We start from the raw sequence: 21,323 nt of genomic DNA, 5'->3' as shown, positions 1-21,323 counted from the left end.
ATCCTTATCAGCTATCCCTTGACGGCGCCTTGGGTCAGGCCTGCGACGATCTGCCGCTGGAAGAGGAGAACAAGTACGACGACGGGGATGGTCACCACGATCGCCGCCGCCGAGATCGCCCCGGTGGGCTCCTCGAACTGTGAGGCGCCGGTGAAGAACGCCAGAGCTGCCGGCACCGGCCGGGCGGCTTCGGTGGAGGTCAGCGAAATGCCGTAGACGAAGTCATTCCATGCGATGAAGAACGCAATGATCGCCGTGGTGAACACCCCTGGCAGTGCCAGCGGGACGATTGCCTTGCGGAAGGCTTGCCATTGCGTAGCCCCGTCCACTTGAGCGGCCTGCTCCAGTTCCCACGGGATCTGCCGGAAGAAGGCCGACAACGTCCAGATAGAGATGGGCAGTGTCAGCGAGAGGTACGGAATGATCAGGCCGAGCCAGGTGTCGTATAGCCCGATAGTGCGCCACAGGTTGAACAGCGGTGTGACCACCGAGATCACGGGGAAGATCGAGACCGCAAGGGCAGCGCCCAGGATGAGCCGCTTGCCCGGAAAGTTCAGCCGCGCGATGGCATAGGCGGCCAGCGTGGCCAGCACCACCGCAATGGCGGTGGAGATGAGGGTGATGCCGATGGAGTTGCGCAGCGCGCTGAGGAACAGTCCCTGTGCGCTGCCGGTCAGGATCATCTCGTAGTTGGCCCAGGTCCAGGTGTTGGGAAGGAATGACTGGTTGCCCAGGTCGGCCGGAGTCTTGAAGCTGGTGGCCAGAATGGCGGCCACCGGGAACAGCGCGTACAGCAGGACCAGGATCGTCAGGATCGCCCAGCTCAGCCGCTGACGTGTGCTGAGTTTTGATGTCGCCATGACTACTTGCCTCCCTCTTTCTTCTTCCCGCCGGAGGCGTCGGTACCGCTGGCCAGATCGACTTTGAAGAGCTTGATGGCGGCGAAGCACATCAGCAGCACGCAGGCGAAGAGGACCACCGAGACTGCTGAACCAAGGCCGATCTCAAGCCGCGAGATGGACTGCCGGTATGCCAGCAGGGCGAGCACTTCAGTTCCTTCTGAACCGCCGGTCATAATGAAGACGTTGTCGAAGATGCGGAAGGCATCGAGTGCGCGGAACAGCACCGCCACCATGATTGCCGCCTTCATATTGGGAAGGATCACCCGGGTCAGCTGCTGACGCCAGGTAGCGCCGTCGACCTTGGCTGCTTCGACCAGTTCATCGGGGACCTGCGCCAGACCAGCCAGGAGGAGCAGCGCGATGAACGGCGTGGTCTTCCAGATCTCGGAGGCCATAATGACGAACAGCGCCGTCCACGTATTGGCGAACCAATCCAGCTCGGCGCTGATGCCTGGCACCCAGGAGAACCAGTTATTGATGAAACCTGAGTTGATGTCGAACATGTAGTACCAGGCGAAGGCTGAGACCACGGTGATGATGCCGTAGGGCACCAGGATTGCGGTGCGCAGCATGCCCCGCAGGGACTTCAGCGCCCGGTGCATCACCATCGCCAGCGCGAAGCCTAAGACCAGCTCCACCGCCACAGTGATGATAGTGATGACCACGGTGACCAGGAACGGACGCCAGAAACCCCAGTCAGTGAACAACAGGATGTAGTTGTCCAGGAAGACGAAGGCTCGGTCATCCGGCGCGGTCAGTCGGAAGGCGAACATCGAGTCGAAGACGGCCTGCGCGATGGGATAGGCGGTCACCGCCACCATGAGGAAGAATGCGGGACCCGCCAGCAGCCAGCCGAGCCGGGCTTCCGAGCGGGCCCGGCGGGACTTTGCCCGGGCTATGCTTCCGCGCTTGGATTCGGAGGTTGTGCTCACAGCAGGCGCTCCCCTCGCAGGACGTCAGTGATGTAACGGTCAGCTTCGGCCGGAGTGGAATCGGGGTCCACACCGGAGACCGGAGTGAAGGATTCCTGAATGACCTCGGAGATTTCGTTGTAGAACGGGGTCTGCGGCCGGGGTGCCGCCCCGTCCAGTGCCTCGCGGATGGTGTCGGCCATCGGATAGTCCTCCTCGATCCGGGGATCTTCAAAGGCTGACGCGGAGGACGGCGGATTGCCGTTGGTGACGAAGTATTCTGCCTGGTTCTCCGGGGTCACGATGCACTCGATCGCCTGGAATGCCAGATCTGGGTGCTCGGACTCTGCTCCCACGCCCAGGTTGATGCCACCCAGCGGTGCCGCGGCAGGAGTGTCTTCATCCACCTGCGGATAGGGTGCCCAGCCGATGTCCTCGGGCAGGGATGAGTCCAAGCTGCCTTCTTCTGCCGCAGCGTTGGTAGCTGCCCAGACGAAGGGCCAGTTCACCATGAAGGAACCGCTGTCACGCTGGAAGAGCAGCATCGACTGATTCTCGTCCATAGACGCGATGCCTGGGCCGCCGAGTCCTTCAGAGCCGATTCGCCCCAGAATCTCAGCGGCGTTTCGTCCGGCCTCGGAGTCGAGGTTGGTCTCTAACTCTTCTGCTGAGGCGGCCGGATCAACAATCACAGACTCACCCTGGGATTCGATGAGTGCATTGACCCAGACGGTCATGGACTCGGCCCGGATGCCCTGCACCCCCAGGTACTTGTCCTGCTCAATGGCGGCGTCGATGACCTCTTCCCAGGTCACTGGCTGGCTCATGTCCAGCCCCGCCTCTTCAGCCACCGATTTCCGGTACCAGAGAATCTGAGTATTGGCCCAGAATGGGACGGTGACGAGCTCGTCGTTCCAGGTGGCCCCTGCCAGGGCGCCTTCCAGGGTGTCCTGGGTGGTCCGCTCCGCGACATCGTCGGGAACTGGAGCGAGGAACCCGGGTTCGGCCAGTTCGGGGATGAACGGTGGATCCAGGGACATGATGTCCAGTGAGGAGTCCCCTGCCGCAAGACGCCGGGCTAGCTGCTCTCGCTGTGAGGGGGCATCGTTGGGCAGCAGCGAAGTCTGGATGCGGTAGGCGCCGTCGGCTTCCTCCGTGCACTTTTCTGCAAGGGCCTGCTGGCCGCCGTCGTCTGGGTTGATGTACCAGGTCAGTACTGGGGTGTCGTCGCCGTCGCCGCAGCTAGTCAGTAGCAGAGCCGCGGTCATGGCAACGGCTCCGATGCCGATGTGACCTCGTCGGCGCCTTGCGCCTCCAGTTGTCGTCATGGTTTCTCCAGCCATCCATCTAGGTAACGCTGATCACATCATCGGCATGTGACCTGGACGTAAGCTGGACTTGCTGGAGAAACGGGGCTGGTGCCGCCCTAGGCAGACTTCTTGCGGAGTTTCTTAGCCTCGTTGCGCGTGAGAAGGACTGGTTCAGCAGCATCCCGGACGACTTCTTCGGTGATGGTCACTGCCGCAATGTCATCTCGGCCGGGCAGCTCAAACATCACTGAACCCAGAGTTGCTTCAAGGATGGAGCGCAGACCACGTGCGCCGGTACCCCGGGCCTGAGCAAGTTCGACGACGGCGGCCACCGCCTCATCTGTGAACTCCAGTTCGATGTCATCCAGCGAGAAGATCTTCTGGTACTGCTTGATCAGCGCATTGCGTGGCTTGGTGAGGATGTCAGTCAGCGCGGCGTCGTCGAGTTCGTCCACGGTGGCCACCACCGGAAGACGGCCGATGAACTCGGGGATGAGTCCGAATTTATGCAGGTCCTCGGGCTCAACGTCGGCGTAGCTGACCTCACCGCGGGTGATGGTGCTCAATGGTGCGCCGAAGCCAATGCCCTTACGGCCGGCTCGCGACTCGATGATCTCCTCCAGCCCGGCGAAGGCGCCGGCCACAATGAACAGGATGTTCGAGGTGTTGATCTGGATGAACTCCTGCTGGGGGTGTTTGCGCCCGCCCTGCGGAGCTACCGAGGCTGTCGTGCCTTCAAGGATCTTCAGCAGTGCCTGCTGCACGCCCTCGCCGGAGACGTCACGAGTAATGGAGGGGTTCTCCGACTTACGGGAGATCTTGTCGATCTCATCGATGTAGACGATGCCCTGCTCGGCCTTCTTCACGTCCCCGTCGGCGGCTTGGATGAGCTTCAGCAGGATGTTCTCCACATCCTCGCCCACATAACCGGCTTCGGTCAGGCTGGTGGCGTCAGCAACGATGAACGGAACCTGCAGCTTCTTCGCCAGAGATTGTGCAAGATAGGTCTTGCCGGAACCGGTGGGGCCGACCATCAGAATATTGGACTTGCCGATTTCGACGTCGTCGTAGGGTCCCTTCTCCAGGGAGGTTGTCTTACCGGCTGATCCGCTGGCCTGGATCCGCTTGTAGTGGTTGTGAACCGCGACCGCCAGAGTGCGCTTAGCTCGGGTCTGGCCCACCACATATTCATCCAGGAACTCGAAGATCTCCTTGGGCGTGGGCAGCTCGAGGTCATCGGTCTCCTGAACCTCGTTCAGGTACTCCTCGATGATCTCGTTGCACAGCTCGATGCACTCGTCGCAGATGTAGACCCCTGGGCCAGCGATGAGCTTATAGCGCACCTGCTTCTGGCTCTTGCCACAGAATGAGCACTTCAGCAGGTCAGCGCTCTCACCAATTCGTGCCATGGAAGGTTACCCCTTGAGGACTGCATCGGACGGTCATCTCGCACGGGAGTCCCGCACGAACACTGCAATAAGCCTACGGTACTGCCCTGACATACGCGGTGACCGCCACCCAGCATGAAGCTGACTGGCGGTCACCGTGAGTATCAGCGCGGCCTGCCGCCCACGCAGTGGGCGAATCAGACCGGCAGCTTGCGGGACGAGAGAACCTCATCCACCAGGCCGTACTCCTTCGCCCCCTCAGCGGAGAGGAACTTATCGCGATCAATATCCTCGCTGATCTCATCAGGAGTCTTATTGGTGTGCTGCGCCAGCACGTTCTCCATCCAGGTGCGAATGCGGCGAACCTCATCAGCCTGGATGGCCAGGTCGGTGGCCGTACCGCGGGCGCCACCCATGGCCGGCTGGTGGATCAGCACGCGAGCATTCGGTAGCGCCAGGCGCTTACCCGGAGTACCAGCTGCCAGCAGGACAGCAGCTGCCGAAGCGGCCTGACCCAGGCACACTGTCTGCACATGGGGGCGAATGAACTGCATGGTGTCGTAGATAGCGGTCATCGCGGTGAAGGAACCACCGGGAGAGTTGATGTAGAGCGTGATATCGCGTTCGGAGTCCATGGACTCCAGCACCAGCAGCTGGGCCATAACGTCATCAGCGGAGGCATCGTCCACCTGGGCGCCCAGGAAAACGATGCGGTCCTCGAAGAGCTTCGCGTAGGGATCCTGGCGCTTGAAGCCGTAAGGAGTCCGCTCTTCAAACTGCGGAAGGATATAGCGAGCCTCGGCGGGGCCCTGCTGCGGCATAGCAGAGGGGGTCTGGGAGAAATCGAAGTTCATAGCTGTGCTCCTGTTGTCTCTAAAGCCGTGGTGATCTCTCAGACTCCGCCGCCGCCGGAGACGGTCGAGGAGCGCTGGGCAATCTTGTCGAAGAAGCCGTACTCCAGGCCTTCTTCTGCGGTGAACCACTTATCGCGGGCGTTGTCCTTCAGGATGGTGTCCACGGACTGACCGGTCTGCTCGGCAGTCAGCTCAGCCATGACCTGCTTCATGTGCTGGATCAGCTGGGCCTGGATGCGAACATCCGACTCGGTGCCGCCGATGCCGCCGGAAGGCTGGTGCATCAGGATGCGAGCGTGCGGAGTGGCGAAGCGCTTGCCGGGAGTTCCGGATGAGAGCAGGAACTGCCCCATGGATGCTGCCAGGCCGGTAGCGACGGTGACCACGTCGTTGGGGATGAACTGCATGGTGTCGTAGATGGCCATGCCAGCAGTCACAGAGCCGCCGGGCGAGTTGATGTAGAGGTAGATATCCGCCTCAGGGTCCTCGGCCGAAAGCAGCAGCATCTGCGAGCAGATGGCGTTGGCGTTGTCGTCGCGAACCTCGCTGCCGAGCCAGATGATGCGCTCTTTCAGCAGGCGGTTGTAGATGTAGTTGTCCTGGGATTCCGGAGCCACTGTGGCCGCCGCGGTGGGGTGCTCAGACACGGATTGCCTCCACTGTCAGTCGTCGATGTCGTATCCAGAACATTACTGGAGAAGGAGACGACGACGACGCCCGCCGCGGGACTGTTCGCCGTCGGCACAGTGTTGGTTCCGCGGGCGGGGAAACCCGCCACGGCCATGACGTGGCCCGCACCTCCGCGCAGCGGACGGCACGGGTCCCTGACGTCACGGCTCCACTCGGCGAGCCGACGCTCGCCATCACACCTAAAGGTTGGTCCCACGGGGGCCCGCCACGCTCAGGACGCGGCCCAGATACAGCGATGCCCCGGCACCAGACGGCACCGGGGCATCGCGCAATGACTAGCGAGGAATTACTGCTCCTCGGACTCCGCAGCTTCCTCGGCGTCCTGCTCATCGGCAGGGGTCACGAAGGAGGTCAGGTCAACAGTGTTGCCCTCAGTGTCGGTGACCTTAGCCAGCTCCAGGACCTTCGCCAGTGCCTTACGGCGGCGAACCTCACCCATGATCATGGGGATCTGGCCGGCCTGATCCAGCATCTGGGCGAACTGGTTGGGCTCCATACCGTACTGCTGAGCAGTGGCAACCAGGTACTCGATGATTTCGCCCTGGTCGACGCCGATCTCTTCCTTGTCAGCGACCAGGTCCAGGATGACCTCGTTGCGGAAGGCCTCTTCGGTCTGCTCGCGGATCTCATCGCGGTGCTCGTCGGTGTCGTGATCGTCGCCCTCGGAGTGACCCTGGGAGCTGAAGTGCTGCTCCACCTGGGTATCGACGACGGATGCCGGAACCGGAACCTCCACCAGAGAGAGCAGCTTCTCCAGGACCTTGTCGCGGGCTTCAACGCCCTGCTCCTGGATCAGGTTCTCTTCTGCCTTCTTCTTCAGGTCTTCTTTGAGTTCATCAATGGTGTCGAACTCAGAGGCCAGCTGAGCGAACTCGTCGTCGGCCTCGGGCAGCTCGCGCTCCTTGACTGCAGTCAGGGTGACCTTCACAGAAGCTTCAGCGCCGGAGTGCTCGCCGCCCTTAAGGGTGGTCTCGAAGGTAGCGTCCTCGCCAGCGGAGAGACCTTCCAGGGCCTCGTCGATGCCATCGAGCATGGTGCCGGCGCCGACCTGGTAGGACAGCCCGGTAGCGGAATCCACCTCTTCGCCGTCGACGGTGGCCAGCAGGTCGATGGTCACGAAGTCATCAGTTGCGGCCGGGCGCTCCACCTCTTTGAGGGTGCCGAAGCGGCTGCGCAGAGCATCCAGTTCCTTCTGCACGGCATCATCGTCAGCTTCGCGAGCCTCAACCTCGACCTCAAGGCCAGCGTAATCAGGAAGTTCGACCTTTGGTCGGATGTCCAGCTCACCGGAGAATTTCAGAACACCTTCATTGGTCTTCACGTCCGGGATCTCTTCCATCTCAACCTCAGGGCGGGAGAGCGGGATCAGCTCAGCGTCAGCAAGACCGGCCTGGTAGAACTCCTGCAGACCGTCATTGATGGCCTGCTGGATCACGAATTCGCGACCGACCCGTTGGTCAATGATGGCGGCCGGAACCTTACCCTTGCGGAAGCCCGGGACCTGAACCTGCTGGGCAACGCTCTGGTAAGCGGCCTTAATCTTGGGCTCGAGCTCCTCGCTCGAGACCTCGACCGTGAGCTTGACTCGAGTCGGGTTCAGTTCTTCGACGGTGCTTTTGACCACGTGGGGGCTCCTGGAAGGTGTTCGGGGTTATTCGGATGCATCGCACCGGAGACATTCGCAGCCGATGCGATTCTTCACCGTCGGGACAACAGGATTTGAACCTGCGGCCTCCCGCTCCCAAAGCGGGCGCTCTACCAAGCTGAGCTATGTCCCGATCGCATTCACAGCAGCGATCCTGATTTCCTTGGATTCTCGCGGATATTCGCGGGTCTCTCCGGTCTTCAAGGCTACCGCCGTACCTACAGCGGAATAGCCTATAGGTTCACGCCCGTTCACGCCATTTCACCCCATTTCACCCAGAGCGAGTGTCATTAAAGTGTCACGATTTCACTCCACTTCACTGCATCTCACTGCGCTGATGTGACGCGGCTACCTGCGCCAAGGGGGCATGCGGCCGCAATAGGGACTATGACATCTACCACCACTGCCGGTTCAGCGACGAAGGGCACTCGCAAGCAGCTGACAAAAGATGACCTCCCCAGGCTGATGACGGCTGATGAGACAGCGCAGGCCCTCGGTATCTCGCGAGGGACCCTGTATAACTGGCGTGCTGCTGGCCGGGGACCTAAAGCAGTTCCGTGGAGCAACCGTCTGCATTTCCTGCCTGAGGATGTCCAGGCGTGGATGCAGGATGAGATGAAGAAGGCGCGTCGGATGGTGCGCCGCTGACCCAAGCACTATCCGGGCACCTTTCTGCACTGCGCAACGGATGGACTCTTCGGAACGAATGCCAGGAGAATTGTGCCGTGCGGGAGCTGGTTTTATCTCCGGATAATCGAGGCGGTGATGCTGTCAATATAGAGATCATGTGTAACGTTGGCAGGCTCACCAAAAGCGAGTCGCATCCAGGTCTCGCGACCGAAGTCACTGGGAACTCTGAAACGGAGAGTTACATCGGTCCACTCCGAATATTCCCTCCTCAGAATGTCTAAATAGTCATAGCGAGGGCTGCTGTGCAGTTTGCCGGCGGCGAGCCTGAAGTTTGCGCCGTTGCCATCACCAACTGTTCCTCGAACCCTCATGGTGGCAACAATGACATCACCAGCCTGCAGCTCCGACGGATTCAGCACTAACGGGCGAGCGATACGCAGCGGACCTCTCACATGCAGCGCTTTCCCGCTGGGCGTGTCTGCCGGCACAACGTCGAAGCTCTGCCCTCGTGCCCCCGGATCTGCCCCGCCGCCTCCATCGACCCAGTGGCAGATACTCCCGAACGAATCAGGGTCCTCGCAGGTGAAATCAGTGAGGAAGCTATCCGGGGTGATGCTCCATGTCTTGAACACGCTACCGGCCTGCGCCTCAGCGTTCCATGAAGCTTCGGTGGTGATCACGGGCAGGGTCACCACCGTGAGACAGGCGGTCATTGCAGCAACAGCTCTCACCCGGGGTGCTCGGTGAGGCTTGGCTGGTCGTTGGCGGAGGATCTGCGGGCTGGTCACATTTACTCCCCTATGTGCATGACGGCGGTCATCCACCGCAGGCCCTGTCAGTGTCGGTCACGTTCCGCCGCGACAGATCAGGGACGTTCTTCCGCGTGCTCAGATGGTCTGGAATTTCCGCGGGATGGATGCGTGGTAAACGTCAGGACGTTCAGCTTTGAGCCGCTCAGCATCCAGGGTGCGGCGCTCCACCTTTTTCATGGAGGAATAAGTCTTCATGAGGTTCTTCTCTGGGGTTTCCTTGTCCAGGGCCTTCAATATGGTGCCGCTGATCTTCTTCTGGGGCCGATTGCTCACCAGGATCTTGCCCTCGGTGTCAACGACCTTCTCAGCGGTGCCTGCCAGTGCTTTCAGCCTCTCCCGGGTCTCTTCGCGTTGTGCGCTGAGCTCCTCGACGCGCTCTGTGGCACTGCGGTGGACGGCAATGTCCTCACGAACACCGACAGCCTCATCCTCAGTGATGGTGCGGGTGCTGCCGGTGGGTGCTTTAGCAGCGTGGCGAGTCTCTAGGGCCAGATCAGCTGCGTCTGGTGCTGGACGGGTGCTGGAAACCCGGCAGTTCTCCAGGTAGTCCACACGCTCCGTCAGACGGCTGATAGCCTCCTCATCGCGTGCGACCTCCACGATGAAGCTCTTGCCCGATTCCACGTTCATTCCAATGCCGTAGCCATGCTGGCGACCGGTGACGGCCATGCACTGCTGGAGCTGCCACCAGGCGGTTTTCGGGATGGACCCTGCCTCCCAGTCCTCGGCCACCTTGGAGTGGTTGCGGAAGGACTTGATCTCCAGCACTCCCCCATCGGCGGTGAGCCGGTCTACGTTAGCCCGGAAGTAGTCGCGGCTCTTAGCGGCCATGGTGCCAGCACGACGCGTACGGATCCCGGTCTTGGCTTCGAACTCCTCAGCGATAAGAGGCTCCACTGCGTGTCCGACGGCGGTGTAGTGGTTGCCGGTGAAGCTCACTGGTGCGGCATCGGTCTTCTCGTCGTAGACGGTGGCAATTCCCCCGTAGCTGGAGTCTCCCATGATTTTTGCCGCGTCGGAGCCTCCGTAGCCCTTGGTGCGCTCGGCGTGCCAGCGGGGATCGTTGTGATCGACATCTGCCGGCAGGACAAGTCGAGCGTCGGGGCACCGCCGGTCACCCAGATCATCACCTGGCTTCTCTCCCTTGGGGGCACCGCGCAGTCGCTTGACTCCAGGGATCGGGTCAGCCAGTCTCGGTGTTCGGGGATCCAGAGTCCGCTGGGTCGCCGCCCACGCAGTGTCAGGATCATCCTCGACCAGCTTGTCAGCATCGATGACCGTGGAGTTGCCTTCGACTGTGCTGATGTAGTGCTCAACCAGGGACTCATCGAATGCCCTCAGGGAGGTCAACGAGGGTGAGGCCAGGCCCTTCTTCGTGGCCTTATGAGTGTTGGACACGAGCACCTGATCATCGCTGACCAGCCGCTCGGCCCCTCGGAGGGCGTATAGAAGCCTGGCCTGGGCGGCATCTCGTGCCTGCTCGACATCCTTAAGCTCAGCCTCCGTCGAAGCCAGTGCCTGCAGTAGCTGCGCAGTCTCTTCGGATTCATCCGGTGAGAGCTGCCGAGTTTCACCGCGAGGAAGCTTGTCGAACCAGATATCCTCCCGGCCCTCTGGCTCAGGGGCCTCCCCACGGTCATAGAGATCCCAGTAGTGCTCAATGCCGGTGCGCAGGCCATCGATGGCGTTGTCATCACGCTCGACGCGGATAGTGTGCATCTCGCCGGTGCCCACGTTGTAGCCGACTGCATAAGCATGGCCCTTGCCCGTCACCGCCATATCCTGCTGAGCCGCCCAGTACTGCTCAGAAGGCAGCTGGCCGGTGCGCCAGGTGTGCGCATCAGTGGAGCCACTGCGGTAGCACCGCACAGTGACGGTTCCCCCGTCGGAGGTGAAAGCATCCACATCCGCCAGCATTTCGGGAAGGTCTTTGGAGGCCAGTAGGCCAGCCCGACGGGTTGCCAGCCCCCGCTGTTCTTTGAACTTCTCCAGGGCCATCGGCTTGTAGACGTTCTGATCAATCCACGTTCGATGCCCGTGGACCTGGGAGTAATCACCCTTTCGCCCCAGAACTGCTCCGGGGCCTCCATAAGAGGTCATCCCCAGTAGCTGGGCAAGTTCAGAGGAGAGAACGCCGGTGCGTGCCACGTCTTCGACATTCTGCTGATCAGCGTCAACTGTCAGCACCTTCTCCGCGTCGGGGTGGGCGTAATAGTCCGGTGTGGTGACCTCAACGTCCAGGCCCCAAATATCGTCAGTGCCATCCATGAGGGTCACGGCGGATTCTCCTTGCGCACCGGTCCGGCCTTTCGCCTGCGAGGTGCCCTTGATCTTGTACTGATTGGTGCCGATGCCGCCGCCGGTCTTGGACATGGTCAGGACTCCTTCGGGCTGTAGATCGCGTAGGGCAGACCGCCCTGGGTGTGGGCTTGTGCGGTGAGGTAGTTCCCACGTGCATCGCGGTACATCACCTGCCCTGGCTGGATGCGTATGTACGCCGTGTGGGATCGCAGCGATCCTTGTGCTCTGACGTGGAACGCCAGGCTGTCCTCGCTGACATTGATGAGAGTGCGCGTGATGGGTTCGCGGGAGGGTCCGATGAGGAAGCGGACGTCGTGCTCTCCCCAGTTGGCGATCTCCTGTAGCGCCTCGCTACCGGGCACCACTGTCGAGCCCGCGCCGTAGCCCTGCGAAGCAAGAGCCTCCGAGATTCTCTGGTAGCTCTCACCCCAACTGATCGCTTTTGGGTGCGAAGAGGCGATACCACTGGCCAGCCGAAGGTTCTGTCTTTGCTTCAGCTGGGCGAGGTCAATTCCCGGGGCGACGCTTTGCTCCAGCTCCTGCTGGGCAGCACGAAGCTCGCGGTTCAAGTGGTTGCGCCCCTCAGCAGTCGCAGCAGCACGCTTCATGGCCTGTAGGTAAATCTGCTCGGCCTTATCGCGGGCATCACTGAGCCGCTGGTCATCAGGCAGATACTCCGCGCGCTCCACCGCATCTCGAAGGTCTGCACGTGCCACTGCATAGGCGAGCAGGGTCGCTTCGCTGTCTGGGTACAGCGGATTCCCTGTCGTGGCCACGGCCAACGGGGTGCTGGGTGTTCCAGCAGGTGTTTCCATACTGCTGTCTGTGGCCGGGGTTGAGCTGTCCATGGTCTCTATTGCGGCCGCAATAGCTGGGGGTGGATTACCTCTATAGACTCGGCGAACTGTTCTCCGGACCCGGCGGCCTTGGACTCGGTGCCTCATGGGCCAGCGCGAGGGTGGAAGGCGCAGCAATTGAGCACGCCTGGGCCAGTGACTACGACCTGGACACTTGTCAGACCTACTCGCGCAACGTCATCGGCGGTGAGGGAACCGAGTGGTCCTTCCTACCCCCGAGTGTCATCCATGCGGATATCCGCGAGTACGACATCTCCTCTCTGCCGCCCATCGATGCATTGGCTTTCGGCGCTCCATGCAACGATTTCAGCCAGATTGGTGAGAAGAAAGGGTTCCAAGGCGACTTCGGGCCGCTCTATTCATATGGCGTTCAAGTTCTGAAGTCTCACAAGCCCCGGTGGTTTCTCTTCGAGAACGTCGGCGGTATTCGTGGAGGAAACTTCGAACGCATCTGCGCCGATTTTGAGGCCGCTGGTTATCGTCTCTATCCGCACTATTACGATTTCTCCCTTTATGGTGTCCCGCAGAAGCGCAGGCGCGTCATTGTCGTGGGCATCCGCAATGACCTCGACGTTGAGTTCAAGGTCCCCGCACCTGTGGAGGCTGATATCTCGGTGCGGACCGCGCTCTGCGGGATCCCGGCAGACGCCGGCAACCATGAGCCCACCCGCACCAGTCCCACGACGGTGGCGCGATTGCGATGCATCAATCCGGGCCAGAACGCCTGGACGGCTGAGCTGCCTGAGCACCTTCGGATCAACACCAACACCAAGATCCCCTCGATGTATCGCCGCCTGGACCCGGAGAAGCCCAGCTATACGGTCACTGGCGGCGGTGGCGGGGGCTATCACATCTATCACTGGGACGAGCCTCGCCCCTTGACCAGCCGAGAACGGGCACGCCTGCAGTCTTTCCCCGATGACTTCGTCTTTGTCGGCGGTAAGGAGTCGGTGCGCAAGCAGATCGGCATGGCTGTGCCGCCGCGTGGAGCTGCGGTGATCTTTGAGGCAATACTGAAGTCCTTCACCGGCGAAGAGTACGCCTGGGTGGAGTCGAACATGCCTCGGGTCTCCCCCACCGCGCTCAAGGCGGTGGCGGCATGAGCTTTCACCACGAGAACGTCATCTGGCAGTCGCCGGACATGACCTGGAATCTAGGCTTCTACGAACGCATCCCGGGCAACACTACGGACCCGGACTACGACGCCGAGTGGGACGACGACTTCGACCACAATGCGTTCCAGTTTGTCTCCACGGGACACCCCACATCGGAAGCGGCACGGCGCTCCTGGAAGGGGTCCAACCCCGGAAGTAGCTGGGAAGTCCCCTACTGCGATGCGAAGGCCGATGAGATTGAGCGGCTTGAGGACCTCACCGCAAAGAAGTGTGAAGCAGAGAAGGGGCGCAAGCCAGACGGCACCATCTATCTGGGTGGTCGAACTGTCGGCTATCAGGGGCCACCGAAGTCCCGAACGCTGAAGTCAGTGAAACGTGAGCGTGATGCTGCGGTCGAAGCGTGGGCATCTGACCATGTTCGGGGATATATCCAGAACCTTCACAACATTGATACTCGGACGGCACTTGATGCGCGGATCGAGAAGATGTTGCCTCAGGCTACCGATGCTGACCGGGACGCATATGAGGCTGAGGACGCGGCCCATCGTCAGCGACTGTTGAAGCTGGTGGAGAGCGCTGAGCTTGATCGAGTAAAGCAAGCTCAGCACAACCGCAGATTCGGATTCTCACGCTCTGTGGGTGAGCGCATGGGTCGCCAGCGCCGGGCTGAGGAGGAGATTCGTGAGCTGATCACCGCTTCTGAGGCCTCGGCCAGGAAGCGCCAGAAGCAGCACAAGAAGTCCAAGAAGAGCGCTGAGTCCTCTCGCTCCTCCCGGGTGAAGGCTCGTCCCGCGGTGAAGTCCACTGGCTTCTGCGGGAAGCGAACTCGGTCTGGCGCACCGTGCCGCAATTCGTCGAACTGCCCGGTGCACGGATGAGCGCCGCACAGTCCCGCGTCACCGGCATGGGCGGTCATCACAGTGCTCGGGCGCAGAAGGATGAATGGCTGACTCCCCCGGAGATCACCCAGGCACTGGGGCCGTTTGACCTGGACCCTTGCTCCCCCATCAATCGGCCCTGGGCAACTGCGCAGAGGCACCTGACGATTGAAGATGACGGGCTTGCCAGCCAGTGGCTGCCGTGGGAGTTCGTCTGGTGTAACCCGCCCTATGGTCGGGAGACCTGGAAGTGGCTGGCGAAGCTGGCTGATCATCCTGCTGGCGGCATCGCCCTGATCTTTGCACGAACGGAGACCAGCGGCTTCTGCGCTGAGGTCTGGGATAAGGCTGATGCGATCTTCTTCTTCGATCAGCGGCTGTTCTTCCATCACGTCGATGGCACACGGGCCTCGGCCAACTGCGGTGCCCCGTCCTGCCTTGTCGCCTACGGAGCGGAGGCGGTCCGCCGGCTCAGCCGATATGAGCGTGCTGGCTCCCTGGTCACAAGGTGGCGCAGGGCAGCTGCGTGACGCTCACGATGAGTGTGTGCACGCGCTTCTCTAACTCGGGCTCACTGGTAATGAACTGCGGTGGCGGGCGCCGACCTTAGTCCTCCTGGTTGCCCTGGAGTGCTTGCCTGAGTTCAGCAATGAGTGTGTCGTATTCTGCCGTTGACTTGTTCTGGGAGTCTGCGGCGAGGGTTTCGGCGAGGTCTGCGACGCGCTGTTCACGGGCGGTGACATCGGCTTCGCGCTGCTGGAGCTCCTCTAGAGCTTGTGCCCATTCGGCTTCGGTCTCCTCAAGGTGCTGCTGCCGGCGTTGGAGCTCTTCGCCGTGTTCTTCCCACTGATGAATGTGGTCTTCCAGCTCTTGTTCTCGTTCACCAGCGCGTGCCTCACGCTCAGCGAGCCGATCGCTGAGTGCGGCTAGTCGCTGGAACTCCGTCTCGTTCTTTTCGGCCTCGGCCTCCACTGCGTCGAGCTGTTCCTGAAGTTCCGAGGCACGCTCCAGAACCTGTAGTGCGTGCTCCTGATCGGCCGAGGGTACTGGGCCGGCCTCTGGCTGCTCCTCACCCAGGTGGTGGTGACCTAGCGCGCCTAGAAAGCCGCCCACTGTGAGGGCGACCACGGTGACTACTACGAACCACGGCAGACTGACGCTGCGGTGCTTTGAGGCATCCTGTTGCGGCTCAGCCACGGCTGGTCCTGAACTGGGAGATGAGTGTGGCAATGAGCGCGCTCAGGTGGGTGGCGCCGAGAACCAGTACGGGTAGGTAGATGAAGCTATTCGGGTCCTCCAGGCTCAGCGTCACGCTTATCGGAGGGCTTCCCCACGGCAGGCTGAGGGCGAAGACTGTTCCGTCATCGCCTGCCAGTAGCCCTAGCGCTACAGCCAAGGTGCACATTGCAATGGCCGTGAAGCCGATTGCCTGCACCAGGAGGTTTTGCTCCTTGAGCAGAAGGCCAGCCAGGCGCAGCGCCTGGTGGTCGTCTGCCGTATATCGATAGGCGCGACCTGTGGCGCCAGTGCCGGTCGTTGGCCCCGCGATGGGGTTCACTGCTCTCCAGCAGGATCCGATTGCGACGGCGGAGGCGATCATGATGATGTTGAGCACTATCCGTGGAGCCGCCTCCCACCCGTCTCCGTAATCCGGGATCCCCAGCCGACTAAGTGTCCCGAGTGCTGCGCCTGCGCCGAGTGCGGTCAGGATCAGAAACGCGGTGTGTTGGTCTTTGAATCGCAGCTTCACCAGGATGAGTGCCATCAGGCAGATGGGCGGGATCAGGGCAGTGATCATCAGTACATCAGGTCTTTCAATTCGGATACGAGCCGGGGGTTGGGGGTGTCGTGCCGACGGATATGGTCTTCCACCAGCTCCGGTATGTGGCGTGCGCCGAAGATGGGAATTGTTTGGCGACCAAGTGAGGGGTGAATCATGACCTGCTGCTTGGCTGAGGAGGGCCAGACCACCAGCTTCGGCGTGACGGGTGCGTCCACGTGCTCGGCGAGCATCCGGCACATGCGGCCCAGACCCTCTCGGCGGTCATGGTCCACCGGTGTTAGACCTCGGCGCAGTGTGCTTCCCAGCAGGCAGTGATAGAAGCCGTCCCGCCAGACTTTTGAGTCGAGCACGAGGATGGAGTCGCCGGCGACAATGAGGTGGTCGAGGTTTGCGGAGAGTCCCGGGACGATGATGTCGTGAATGATCGCGGCATCGTGTGAGTACTTGGCCAAGACAGCGGCGGTTCGTCGCTCTCCCCCGGCGCCGTGTTCCCCGGTGCTTCCATATTTGGTGCCCAGCGATCCGCCGGGCCTTCCATAGACTCCAGTGCTCATAAGCTCTATTGCGGCCGCGAGAACGCCCCGTCGGCTCATTGCCATGGCGGGGCGTTCTGAGGGTGGAGCAGTGATCAGGCTGCGGCGAGCATGTTCTCGCGCTGAGCAGCTGCGGCAGCAATGATCTTGTCCGGGTCAAAGCCGGACCAGTGGTCGTTCTCGGTGACCACGACCGGAGCCTGTAAGTAACCCAATGACCGGATGTACTCCAGTGCCTCAGCGTCCTCGGTCACATCGACGACGGTGTACTGAGCGCCCTCTTTCTCCAGTTTCCGATAGGTGGCGTTGCACTGGACGCATGCGGGCTTGGTGTAAACGGTGATGCTAGGGACAAGTGAGCTCACAGATATGCCTTTCTTCATGTGGTGTGACGGTTGCTGGTCCCGCTGGTGCGGGTAGTACTCACTGTGGCCGGGAGGCCTGTGAGGGATGTAGGGCTACTTCTCGATGGCCAGCGGTCCGGCGAAGTCGCCCAGAGCGGCGTAGACAGCTTCGGGTTCGTCCTCACCTTCTGCCCACTTGAAGTGCTCCACTGAGGAGTTTCCTTCATCAAACTGGCGCGCCACTTCAAGCATGTGTGAGCCCTCCTCCCCTGCTGCGAAGCTCATGGTGAGCTGCTCCCCATCGGGGCGGATGAGCTTCAGGCGGTGCGGGAATCCGGTCTCCAGGGACACTTTGGTCTGGGATGCTTCCTCTTCGGTGAGGCGACTGAGAACCTCAGCGGCGATGGTCAGGATGCGGGCGTTGAGTGTCATCATGCTGCTTTCTCGGAGATGGCGGGAGCAGTGTAGAGGGGCCGACCGTCGAGGATCTCTGCGATCTCCTGATATCGCTCGATCCCCAAGAGATGGCCCAGAATATGGACGGCAAGACGCGGTGGCACTGCGTTGCCGCACTGCTCGAAGCGTTTGGTCTTGGTTCCAGTGAAGGGATAGTCCACCGGGAAGCTCTGCAGCACTGCGGCCTCCTCGATCGTCAGGCGTCGCAGTGGTGCATCCTCTAGGGGCGGCGGGGTTAATCCCGCGGAGAGCGCCCGGTGGTATTCCTTGATGAACTCCCCACCGCTCTCATCCACAATGTGACTGCGGTTGCCCCCAGCACTAGCAGTCATCACTGGTGCTAGCTTGCTGGGATCAGTGGGTCTTCCAGCGCCGTTGAAAAGCATGCCGGCGTACGGGGATGGACGCAGGACCGGGTTCTTCGCTGGGGTGATCTTTGCGCCAGGGTCGAAGTCGGTGTCCTTCCACTGGAAGCCAGGACTGGCGTTGGAACCTCCGTTGGCGCGCACAGTGGGCGCTGGGGCACTGGCCGGTCGCCCGGGGCGATCCCCGTGACGCTCAATCATCCCTTTGCCCCGCATGCCAACAGCTTCGATGTGCGAGTACCCCTCAGCACCGTCAGCGTAGGGGTCCTCGACTTGGAGATTTCCTGACCGCGAGCAGAATATTGTTGGAGCCGGATGGTCCTCTTCGCGCCTGGTGGAGTTGGCACGCGACCCGACGCGCAAGGCCCGCTTGGGAGTATCTTTCGCTGCTTCACCGCCGACCTTGTAGAGGTTTGCTTTGCCAGTGACGGCCATCGCTGGCTGGTGTCCTTCACGACGCTGGTAGTTCTCTCCGGTGGGCTTCTGATTGCCCTGGAGATAGGACTCTCCTTGTTCGGAGTCTTTGGCCGTCGCGGCGTTGGTCTGCATCTTTAGGGCATTGCGGCGTTCTTCTGTACTGAACCCTGCCGGGCCGATGGTGTCCTGGGATGAGGTGGAGGTCATCGTCGCTGCCGGGTGGGTCACAGGCCGCTGATATCGGGACTCATCCGGTTTCCCCCACCGGGTGGTGTTGTTGGTGTCGTGTACCAGCCCATCCACCCACCGCCCAGCGTCACGCTCGCGTTTGATGGACTTCCTGGCGCCGTTTCCGAAAGGCTCACTGCCTCCGTTGGAGCCTCCACCTCCAGTCACGGTCATGGTTGGGCGGTCTGTCATGCCCCATCCGAGGGCCTCTGCCATGGACACCCATTTCTTTACGCCCTCATCCAGCTTCTCCGGGCTGCGGGAGTAGTACTTGGAGTGCGTGGGGCTGGCAGTGTGGCCCGCTTGTCCAGGCTGGCAACCAGGATGGCTCGCTTGCGGGTCTGCGGCACACCATAGGCCTCAGCCTGCAGGAGCCCTACTTCGCCGCGATATCCGAGCTTCTCAAAGACCGCCAGCATGGCTTCCCAGACCGGCTTGACCGGGGGTACCTGTTCGAAGGCCAGGTGCCGGTAGGGTGTCCCTGCCTGATGCATCCGAAGCACCCAGACCAACGGGATGAGAACCAGGGCGGTACGGACGTCGTCGTAGCTATCGGGCTTGAAGTCCGCACCCTCGGCGATGGCCTGAACGTCTGCCAGTACTTGATCGAGGGCCTTTCGTCCTGCTCCCTTGCCCGCAGTAGAGAATGACTGACAGGAGGGACTCATGATCAGCAGTTCTGCTGAGAAGGGTGTGACGTTGAGGATGTCGTCCTCGATGGTCGCGTATCCGCAGGTGCGGCGCGTGGCGTTGGCTGCGTCGTCGTACTCAATGCCCTTCTCCTGGACGCCGAGGAGCTGTAATGCCAGCGACCAACCGCCTGGTCCTGCAAACCCGTCTGCGGCGGTGATCTGCCTAGGCGCGGGCGGGGGATATTCAGTTTCTATGGAAGCCAAAGTCATGCCGTCTACTGCGGCCGCATCAGCTCCGGTAGAGACGAGAGACGCGTTGAGACCCCGCCCGGTGTGCGCATCTTCCCCAGGACCCGCCGGGCTCTGCCCGATCTTTCCCATGCGCCCCGGGCGGGGCTCGTTCGCCAGGCAGGATTCGAACCTGCGACCCTCCGAGTAGGAGTCGGAAGCTCTGTCCAGCTGAGCTACTGGCGATTACCCAGCACAGGCTCGGATCAGATGGCAGTCCTCACGTTGCCGGCCCGGAGGCCACCGAGGCTCAACCCTCGGCTCGTGCTGGAGGCCCATCCGCATTCTCAGCGATCCCAATAACCTCGTCCCCCGGACTGCCATCCAGGCTGGAGTGAGATTGGGGACCTCAATGCGGTAATACGCAGTGCAGGGTCCTGACACCTCGTCCGCCAGGCAGGATTCGAACCCGCGGCCTGCCGAGTAGAAATCGGCAGCTCTATCCAGCTGAGCTACTGGCGGAGGGGTGGCGGTCAGTTTGTCCCCGCGTGGGCAGACCTTATGCCGCCGTGCAACTGTGGTGATGTACCCCTGTGACATCTCCTACTGCGGCCGCACGATCGCCTGAGGGGCCTAACCCCTGCTCGCGCGCAGCTCGTTGATCAATGAGCGGGACGCGGAGTTGAACATGGAACCGTCACCACGTCCGGCGTTCTCGGTGGCGTAGTTGATGCCCAGCTCATAGCCCTGACGGCGCAGTTCAGCATTCTCAGGACCAGGGAACTCCTCGTCGATCTGGTCATAGTAGTAATTCAGCGCTTGCTTCTCTCGTGAGCGGTCAGGGGCACCTTCGTACTCCAGTTCACTCACGCCCTTGGCGTAGGCGACTGCGCGATCAGCGATGGAGGCTGCGTCGGTGTTCCCGCGGCGCACTAGGTCCAGTGCATGCTCGAAGGCCGCGCTGTCCTCCAGGCTGTCAGGGTCGAGGTCATGATCATCCTCCAGGGAGGCTGTGATGTCCCTCATCGCCCGGCGGCGGTCAATGTCGTCTGGGAACTCATCATCGATGGTGTCAGTCCAGGAGTTGGGATAGCTATCCAGTCCGTCGAGGTCGTCAAGGACCGATCGCGCCTCAGCGATGGCTTCTTCGCTCTTGCCCTGAGCGCGCCAGGCCTCCGCCAAGGTCTCGCGCGGCCCCTTGGGTTGGGCCGCATCCAGCAGCTGGTCGCGTCGGGCCTCGGCCTCTTGGCGGGTCATGCCGTCGATCCTGTCGATGGGTTCCCCGGAGTTGTACGCCACGGCATCGATACGCCACCCTTTGACCTGATCGTTGACGTCATCCCTTTCGAAGAGCCGGTCCATCTCGGAGAAGTCCATGGTGACGTCGCGGAGTCGGTCCTCCCACTCATCGGGTTCTTCTTCCACAACGTCCCCGTCGATGTCATTGGTGTGACTAACGTAGAAGGACGCTCCGGTGTCGCCTTCGACCACTCGCAGCGATGCCACGTCGGCGTCTCGCATGTCTTCCAGCAGATTGTGGGCTGCCAGTGTTGTCACGAGCTGTTGCTTCTCTCCTGCGCGCTCGTAGTCCTGGGTTGCGGAGGTCGCAAGCTGTGCGGTCTTCGTCTCGCTCTCTTTGCGCCGCTGCTCAGCGTTTAGAGAATCCCCCTCTGGTCCCCCGCTGTGAGGTGTCTCGCCCAGAGTGATGGAGGATTCCCCCTGGTGCCGGTGGACTGCCGTGCCCTGGAGGTGCCTTTGATCTTGTGCTGGTTGGTGCCGATGCCACCGCCTGTTTTGCTCATGGTGGTGACTGTGGCCGGGGCACCGGCGATGCGAGGGCTTATTCGGGCCGAAAAGATCTGCGCTTCACTTCGCCCTGGAGACGCTCGCCATTGGGACCCTCAACCTCAATCCAGACGGTGATCTACCCACCTACCCCCTACTGGTGATCCGCGATCGCTTCGTGGTCATTTCGCCGTCGAGAATAGCGATCACCACAGGCATGTCCCGCACAGCCAGCAGCCAAGATTATCTGCCGTTTGGA

23 protein-coding genes and 3 tRNA genes are annotated in these 21,323 nt (G+C 61.5%); 4 read left to right on the top strand and 22 right to left on the bottom strand.

Annotation, left to right across the window (positions count from 1 at the left end; translation table 11 throughout):
* Positions 1–11: 11 nt before the first annotated feature.
* The 8 genes from ABEA23_RS11530 to ABEA23_RS11495 all read right to left on the bottom strand — a co-directional run bounded on the left by ABEA23_RS11530 (position 12) and on the right by ABEA23_RS11495 (position 7,833).
* Positions 12–860 (bottom strand): carbohydrate ABC transporter permease, encoded by an 849-nt coding sequence (locus ABEA23_RS11530; protein WP_260073720.1) that lies wholly within the window; start codon positions 858–860, stop codon positions 12–14.
* Positions 861–862: 2 nt separating this feature from the next.
* Positions 863–1,834, bottom strand: a complete 972-nt coding sequence (locus tag ABEA23_RS11525) for a carbohydrate ABC transporter permease (protein ID WP_345478158.1) — start codon at positions 1,832–1,834, stop codon at positions 863–865.
* The gene (locus ABEA23_RS11520; protein WP_425577174.1) at positions 1,831–3,141 is read right to left on the bottom strand and encodes an extracellular solute-binding protein; all 1,311 of its coding nucleotides are present in this window, start codon (positions 3,139–3,141) and stop codon (positions 1,831–1,833) included. The genes ABEA23_RS11525 and ABEA23_RS11520 overlap by 4 nt, the downstream gene beginning before the upstream one ends.
* Before the next feature lie 98 nt (positions 3,142–3,239).
* A complete protein-coding gene (gene clpX, locus ABEA23_RS11515; protein WP_345478156.1) occupies positions 3,240–4,532 on the bottom strand; it encodes an ATP-dependent Clp protease ATP-binding subunit ClpX in 1,293 nt (430 codons plus the stop codon).
* A 176-nt stretch (positions 4,533–4,708) separates the two neighbouring features.
* A complete protein-coding gene (locus ABEA23_RS11510; RefSeq protein ID WP_345478155.1) occupies positions 4,709–5,365 on the bottom strand; it encodes an ATP-dependent Clp protease proteolytic subunit in 657 nt (218 codons plus the stop codon).
* Between the two features lie 38 nt (positions 5,366–5,403).
* Complete coding sequence (locus tag ABEA23_RS11505) at positions 5,404–6,012, bottom strand: ATP-dependent Clp protease proteolytic subunit (protein WP_044492855.1); 609 nt, start codon at positions 6,010–6,012, stop codon at positions 5,404–5,406.
* Between the two features lie 329 nt (positions 6,013–6,341).
* On the bottom strand, positions 6,342–7,679 hold the full coding sequence (tig, locus tag ABEA23_RS11500; RefSeq protein WP_345478154.1) for a trigger factor: 1,338 nt from the start codon (positions 7,677–7,679) through the stop codon (positions 6,342–6,344).
* Positions 7,680–7,759: 80 nt separating this feature from the next.
* A tRNA-Pro gene (locus ABEA23_RS11495) sits at positions 7,760–7,833 on the bottom strand.
* A 254-nt stretch (positions 7,834–8,087) separates the two neighbouring features.
* On the opposite strand from ABEA23_RS11495, the gene ABEA23_RS11490 reads away from it, so the two are divergent.
* Positions 8,088–8,348 carry a helix-turn-helix transcriptional regulator gene (locus ABEA23_RS11490; RefSeq protein WP_345478153.1) on the top strand — a complete coding sequence of 87 codons (261 nt, stop codon included), beginning with the start codon at positions 8,088–8,090 and terminating at the stop codon, positions 8,346–8,348.
* A 92-nt stretch (positions 8,349–8,440) separates the two neighbouring features.
* Here the strand turns inward: ABEA23_RS11490 and ABEA23_RS11485 are convergent, their stop codons facing one another.
* From ABEA23_RS11485 to ABEA23_RS11475, 3 genes are all read right to left on the bottom strand, one after another.
* Positions 8,441–9,043: a hypothetical protein gene (locus ABEA23_RS11485; RefSeq protein WP_345478152.1), complete on the bottom strand. Its 603-nt coding sequence runs from the start codon at positions 9,041–9,043 to the stop codon at positions 8,441–8,443.
* Between the two features lie 174 nt (positions 9,044–9,217).
* Positions 9,218–11,515: a YqaJ viral recombinase family protein gene (locus ABEA23_RS11480; protein WP_345478151.1), complete on the bottom strand. Its 2,298-nt coding sequence runs from the start codon at positions 11,513–11,515 to the stop codon at positions 9,218–9,220.
* A gap of 2 nt (positions 11,516–11,517) precedes the next feature.
* A complete protein-coding gene (locus tag ABEA23_RS11475; protein WP_345478150.1) occupies positions 11,518–12,291 on the bottom strand; it encodes a F0F1 ATP synthase subunit B family protein in 774 nt (257 codons plus the stop codon).
* A 29-nt stretch (positions 12,292–12,320) separates the two neighbouring features.
* Here ABEA23_RS11475 and ABEA23_RS11470 point away from each other — a divergent pair, with 29 nt between their 5' ends.
* Genes ABEA23_RS11470 through ABEA23_RS11460 form a run of 3 tightly spaced genes read left to right on the top strand, consistent with a single transcriptional unit; the run spans position 12,321 to position 14,823 of the window.
* Positions 12,321–13,403, top strand: coding sequence for a DNA cytosine methyltransferase (locus ABEA23_RS11470; RefSeq protein ID WP_345478149.1), 1,083 nt, complete (start codon positions 12,321–12,323; stop codon positions 13,401–13,403).
* Positions 13,400–14,293, top strand: coding sequence for a hypothetical protein (locus ABEA23_RS11465; protein ID WP_345478148.1), 894 nt, complete (start codon positions 13,400–13,402; stop codon positions 14,291–14,293). The genes ABEA23_RS11470 and ABEA23_RS11465 overlap by 4 nt, the downstream gene beginning before the upstream one ends.
* Positions 14,290–14,823, top strand: a complete 534-nt coding sequence (locus ABEA23_RS11460; protein WP_345478147.1) for a DNA N-6-adenine-methyltransferase — start codon at positions 14,290–14,292, stop codon at positions 14,821–14,823. The genes ABEA23_RS11465 and ABEA23_RS11460 overlap by 4 nt, the downstream gene beginning before the upstream one ends.
* A gap of 76 nt (positions 14,824–14,899) precedes the next feature.
* Here the strand turns inward: ABEA23_RS11460 and ABEA23_RS11455 are convergent, their stop codons facing one another.
* The 11 genes from ABEA23_RS11455 to ABEA23_RS11405 form a co-directional block, all read right to left on the bottom strand.
* Positions 14,900–15,490, bottom strand: a complete 591-nt coding sequence (locus tag ABEA23_RS11455; RefSeq protein WP_345478146.1) for a hypothetical protein — start codon at positions 15,488–15,490, stop codon at positions 14,900–14,902.
* Positions 15,483–16,091 carry a hypothetical protein gene (locus ABEA23_RS11450; protein WP_345478145.1) on the bottom strand — a complete coding sequence of 203 codons (609 nt, stop codon included), beginning with the start codon at positions 16,089–16,091 and terminating at the stop codon, positions 15,483–15,485. Before ABEA23_RS11450 ends, ABEA23_RS11455 begins: the two co-directional genes overlap by 8 nt.
* Positions 16,091–16,630, bottom strand: coding sequence for a nuclease-related domain-containing protein (locus ABEA23_RS11445; RefSeq protein ID WP_345478144.1), 540 nt, complete (start codon positions 16,628–16,630; stop codon positions 16,091–16,093). Before ABEA23_RS11445 ends, ABEA23_RS11450 begins: the two co-directional genes overlap by 1 nt.
* 74 nt (positions 16,631–16,704) lie before the next feature.
* Positions 16,705–16,974 carry a glutaredoxin-like protein NrdH gene (gene nrdH, locus ABEA23_RS11440; protein WP_345478143.1) on the bottom strand — a complete coding sequence of 90 codons (270 nt, stop codon included), beginning with the start codon at positions 16,972–16,974 and terminating at the stop codon, positions 16,705–16,707.
* A 93-nt stretch (positions 16,975–17,067) separates the two neighbouring features.
* On the bottom strand, positions 17,068–17,388 hold the full coding sequence (locus ABEA23_RS11435) for a hypothetical protein (protein WP_345478141.1): 321 nt from the start codon (positions 17,386–17,388) through the stop codon (positions 17,068–17,070).
* The gene (locus tag ABEA23_RS11430) at positions 17,385–18,593 is read right to left on the bottom strand and encodes a DNA cytosine methyltransferase (RefSeq protein WP_345478140.1); all 1,209 of its coding nucleotides are present in this window, start codon (positions 18,591–18,593) and stop codon (positions 17,385–17,387) included. Before ABEA23_RS11430 ends, ABEA23_RS11435 begins: the two co-directional genes overlap by 4 nt.
* A gap of 56 nt (positions 18,594–18,649) precedes the next feature.
* Positions 18,650–19,321 carry a DNA cytosine methyltransferase gene (locus ABEA23_RS11425; RefSeq protein ID WP_345478139.1) on the bottom strand — a complete coding sequence of 224 codons (672 nt, stop codon included), beginning with the start codon at positions 19,319–19,321 and terminating at the stop codon, positions 18,650–18,652.
* A 130-nt stretch (positions 19,322–19,451) separates the two neighbouring features.
* A tRNA-Arg gene (locus ABEA23_RS11420) sits at positions 19,452–19,525 on the bottom strand.
* A gap of 202 nt (positions 19,526–19,727) precedes the next feature.
* Positions 19,728–19,801 (bottom strand) — tRNA-Arg (locus ABEA23_RS11415).
* A 111-nt stretch (positions 19,802–19,912) separates the two neighbouring features.
* Complete coding sequence (locus ABEA23_RS11410) at positions 19,913–20,836, bottom strand: hypothetical protein (RefSeq protein WP_345478138.1); 924 nt, start codon at positions 20,834–20,836, stop codon at positions 19,913–19,915.
* Positions 20,837–20,934: 98 nt separating this feature from the next.
* Positions 20,935–21,081, bottom strand: coding sequence for a hypothetical protein (locus ABEA23_RS11405; RefSeq protein WP_345478137.1), 147 nt, complete (start codon positions 21,079–21,081; stop codon positions 20,935–20,937).
* Positions 21,082–21,323: the final 242 nt, after the last annotated feature.

It is taken from the genome of Nesterenkonia rhizosphaerae (assembly GCF_039544555.1).
GTDB classification, from domain to species: domain Bacteria; phylum Actinomycetota; class Actinomycetes; order Actinomycetales; family Micrococcaceae; genus Nesterenkonia; species Nesterenkonia rhizosphaerae.
Note: the sequence above shows the minus strand (reverse complement) of the source record. Positions and strands in the feature narration are given on the sequence as shown.

What these genes read in the sequence shown, in the direction of transcription:
- ABEA23_RS11530 (WP_260073720.1), bottom strand. Translation starts at nt 860, where the DNA reads ATGGCGACATCAAAACTCAGCACACGTCAGCGGCTGAGCTGGGCGATC.
- ABEA23_RS11520 (WP_425577174.1), bottom strand. Translation starts at nt 3,141, where the DNA reads ATGACGACAACTGGAGGCGCAAGGCGCCGACGAGGTCACATCGGCATC.
- clpX (WP_345478156.1), bottom strand. Translation starts at nt 4,532, where the DNA reads ATGGCACGAATTGGTGAGAGCGCTGACCTGCTGAAGTGCTCATTCTGT.
- ABEA23_RS11510 (WP_345478155.1), bottom strand. Translation starts at nt 5,365, where the DNA reads ATGAACTTCGATTTCTCCCAGACCCCCTCTGCTATGCCGCAGCAGGGC.
- ABEA23_RS11490 (WP_345478153.1), top strand. Translation starts at nt 8,088, where the DNA reads ATGACATCTACCACCACTGCCGGTTCAGCGACGAAGGGCACTCGCAAG.
- ABEA23_RS11485 (WP_345478152.1), bottom strand. Translation starts at nt 9,043, where the DNA reads ATGACCGCCTGTCTCACGGTGGTGACCCTGCCCGTGATCACCACCGAA.
- ABEA23_RS11480 (WP_345478151.1), bottom strand. Translation starts at nt 11,515, where the DNA reads ATGTCCAAGACCGGCGGCGGCATCGGCACCAATCAGTACAAGATCAAG.
- ABEA23_RS11475 (WP_345478150.1), bottom strand. Translation starts at nt 12,291, where the DNA reads ATGGACAGCTCAACCCCGGCCACAGACAGCAGTATGGAAACACCTGCT.
- ABEA23_RS11465 (WP_345478148.1), top strand. Translation starts at nt 13,400, where the DNA reads ATGAGCTTTCACCACGAGAACGTCATCTGGCAGTCGCCGGACATGACC.
- ABEA23_RS11460 (WP_345478147.1), top strand. Translation starts at nt 14,290, where the DNA reads ATGAGCGCCGCACAGTCCCGCGTCACCGGCATGGGCGGTCATCACAGT.
- ABEA23_RS11450 (WP_345478145.1), bottom strand. Translation starts at nt 16,091, where the DNA reads ATGATCACTGCCCTGATCCCGCCCATCTGCCTGATGGCACTCATCCTG.
- ABEA23_RS11445 (WP_345478144.1), bottom strand. Translation starts at nt 16,630, where the DNA reads ATGAGCACTGGAGTCTATGGAAGGCCCGGCGGATCGCTGGGCACCAAA.
- ABEA23_RS11435 (WP_345478141.1), bottom strand. Translation starts at nt 17,388, where the DNA reads ATGATGACACTCAACGCCCGCATCCTGACCATCGCCGCTGAGGTTCTC.
- ABEA23_RS11430 (WP_345478140.1), bottom strand. Translation starts at nt 18,593, where the DNA reads ATGACCGTGACTGGAGGTGGAGGCTCCAACGGAGGCAGTGAGCCTTTC.
- ABEA23_RS11425 (WP_345478139.1), bottom strand. Translation starts at nt 19,321, where the DNA reads ATGACTTTGGCTTCCATAGAAACTGAATATCCCCCGCCCGCGCCTAGG.
- ABEA23_RS11405 (WP_345478137.1), bottom strand. Translation starts at nt 21,081, where the DNA reads ATGAGCAAAACAGGCGGTGGCATCGGCACCAACCAGCACAAGATCAAA.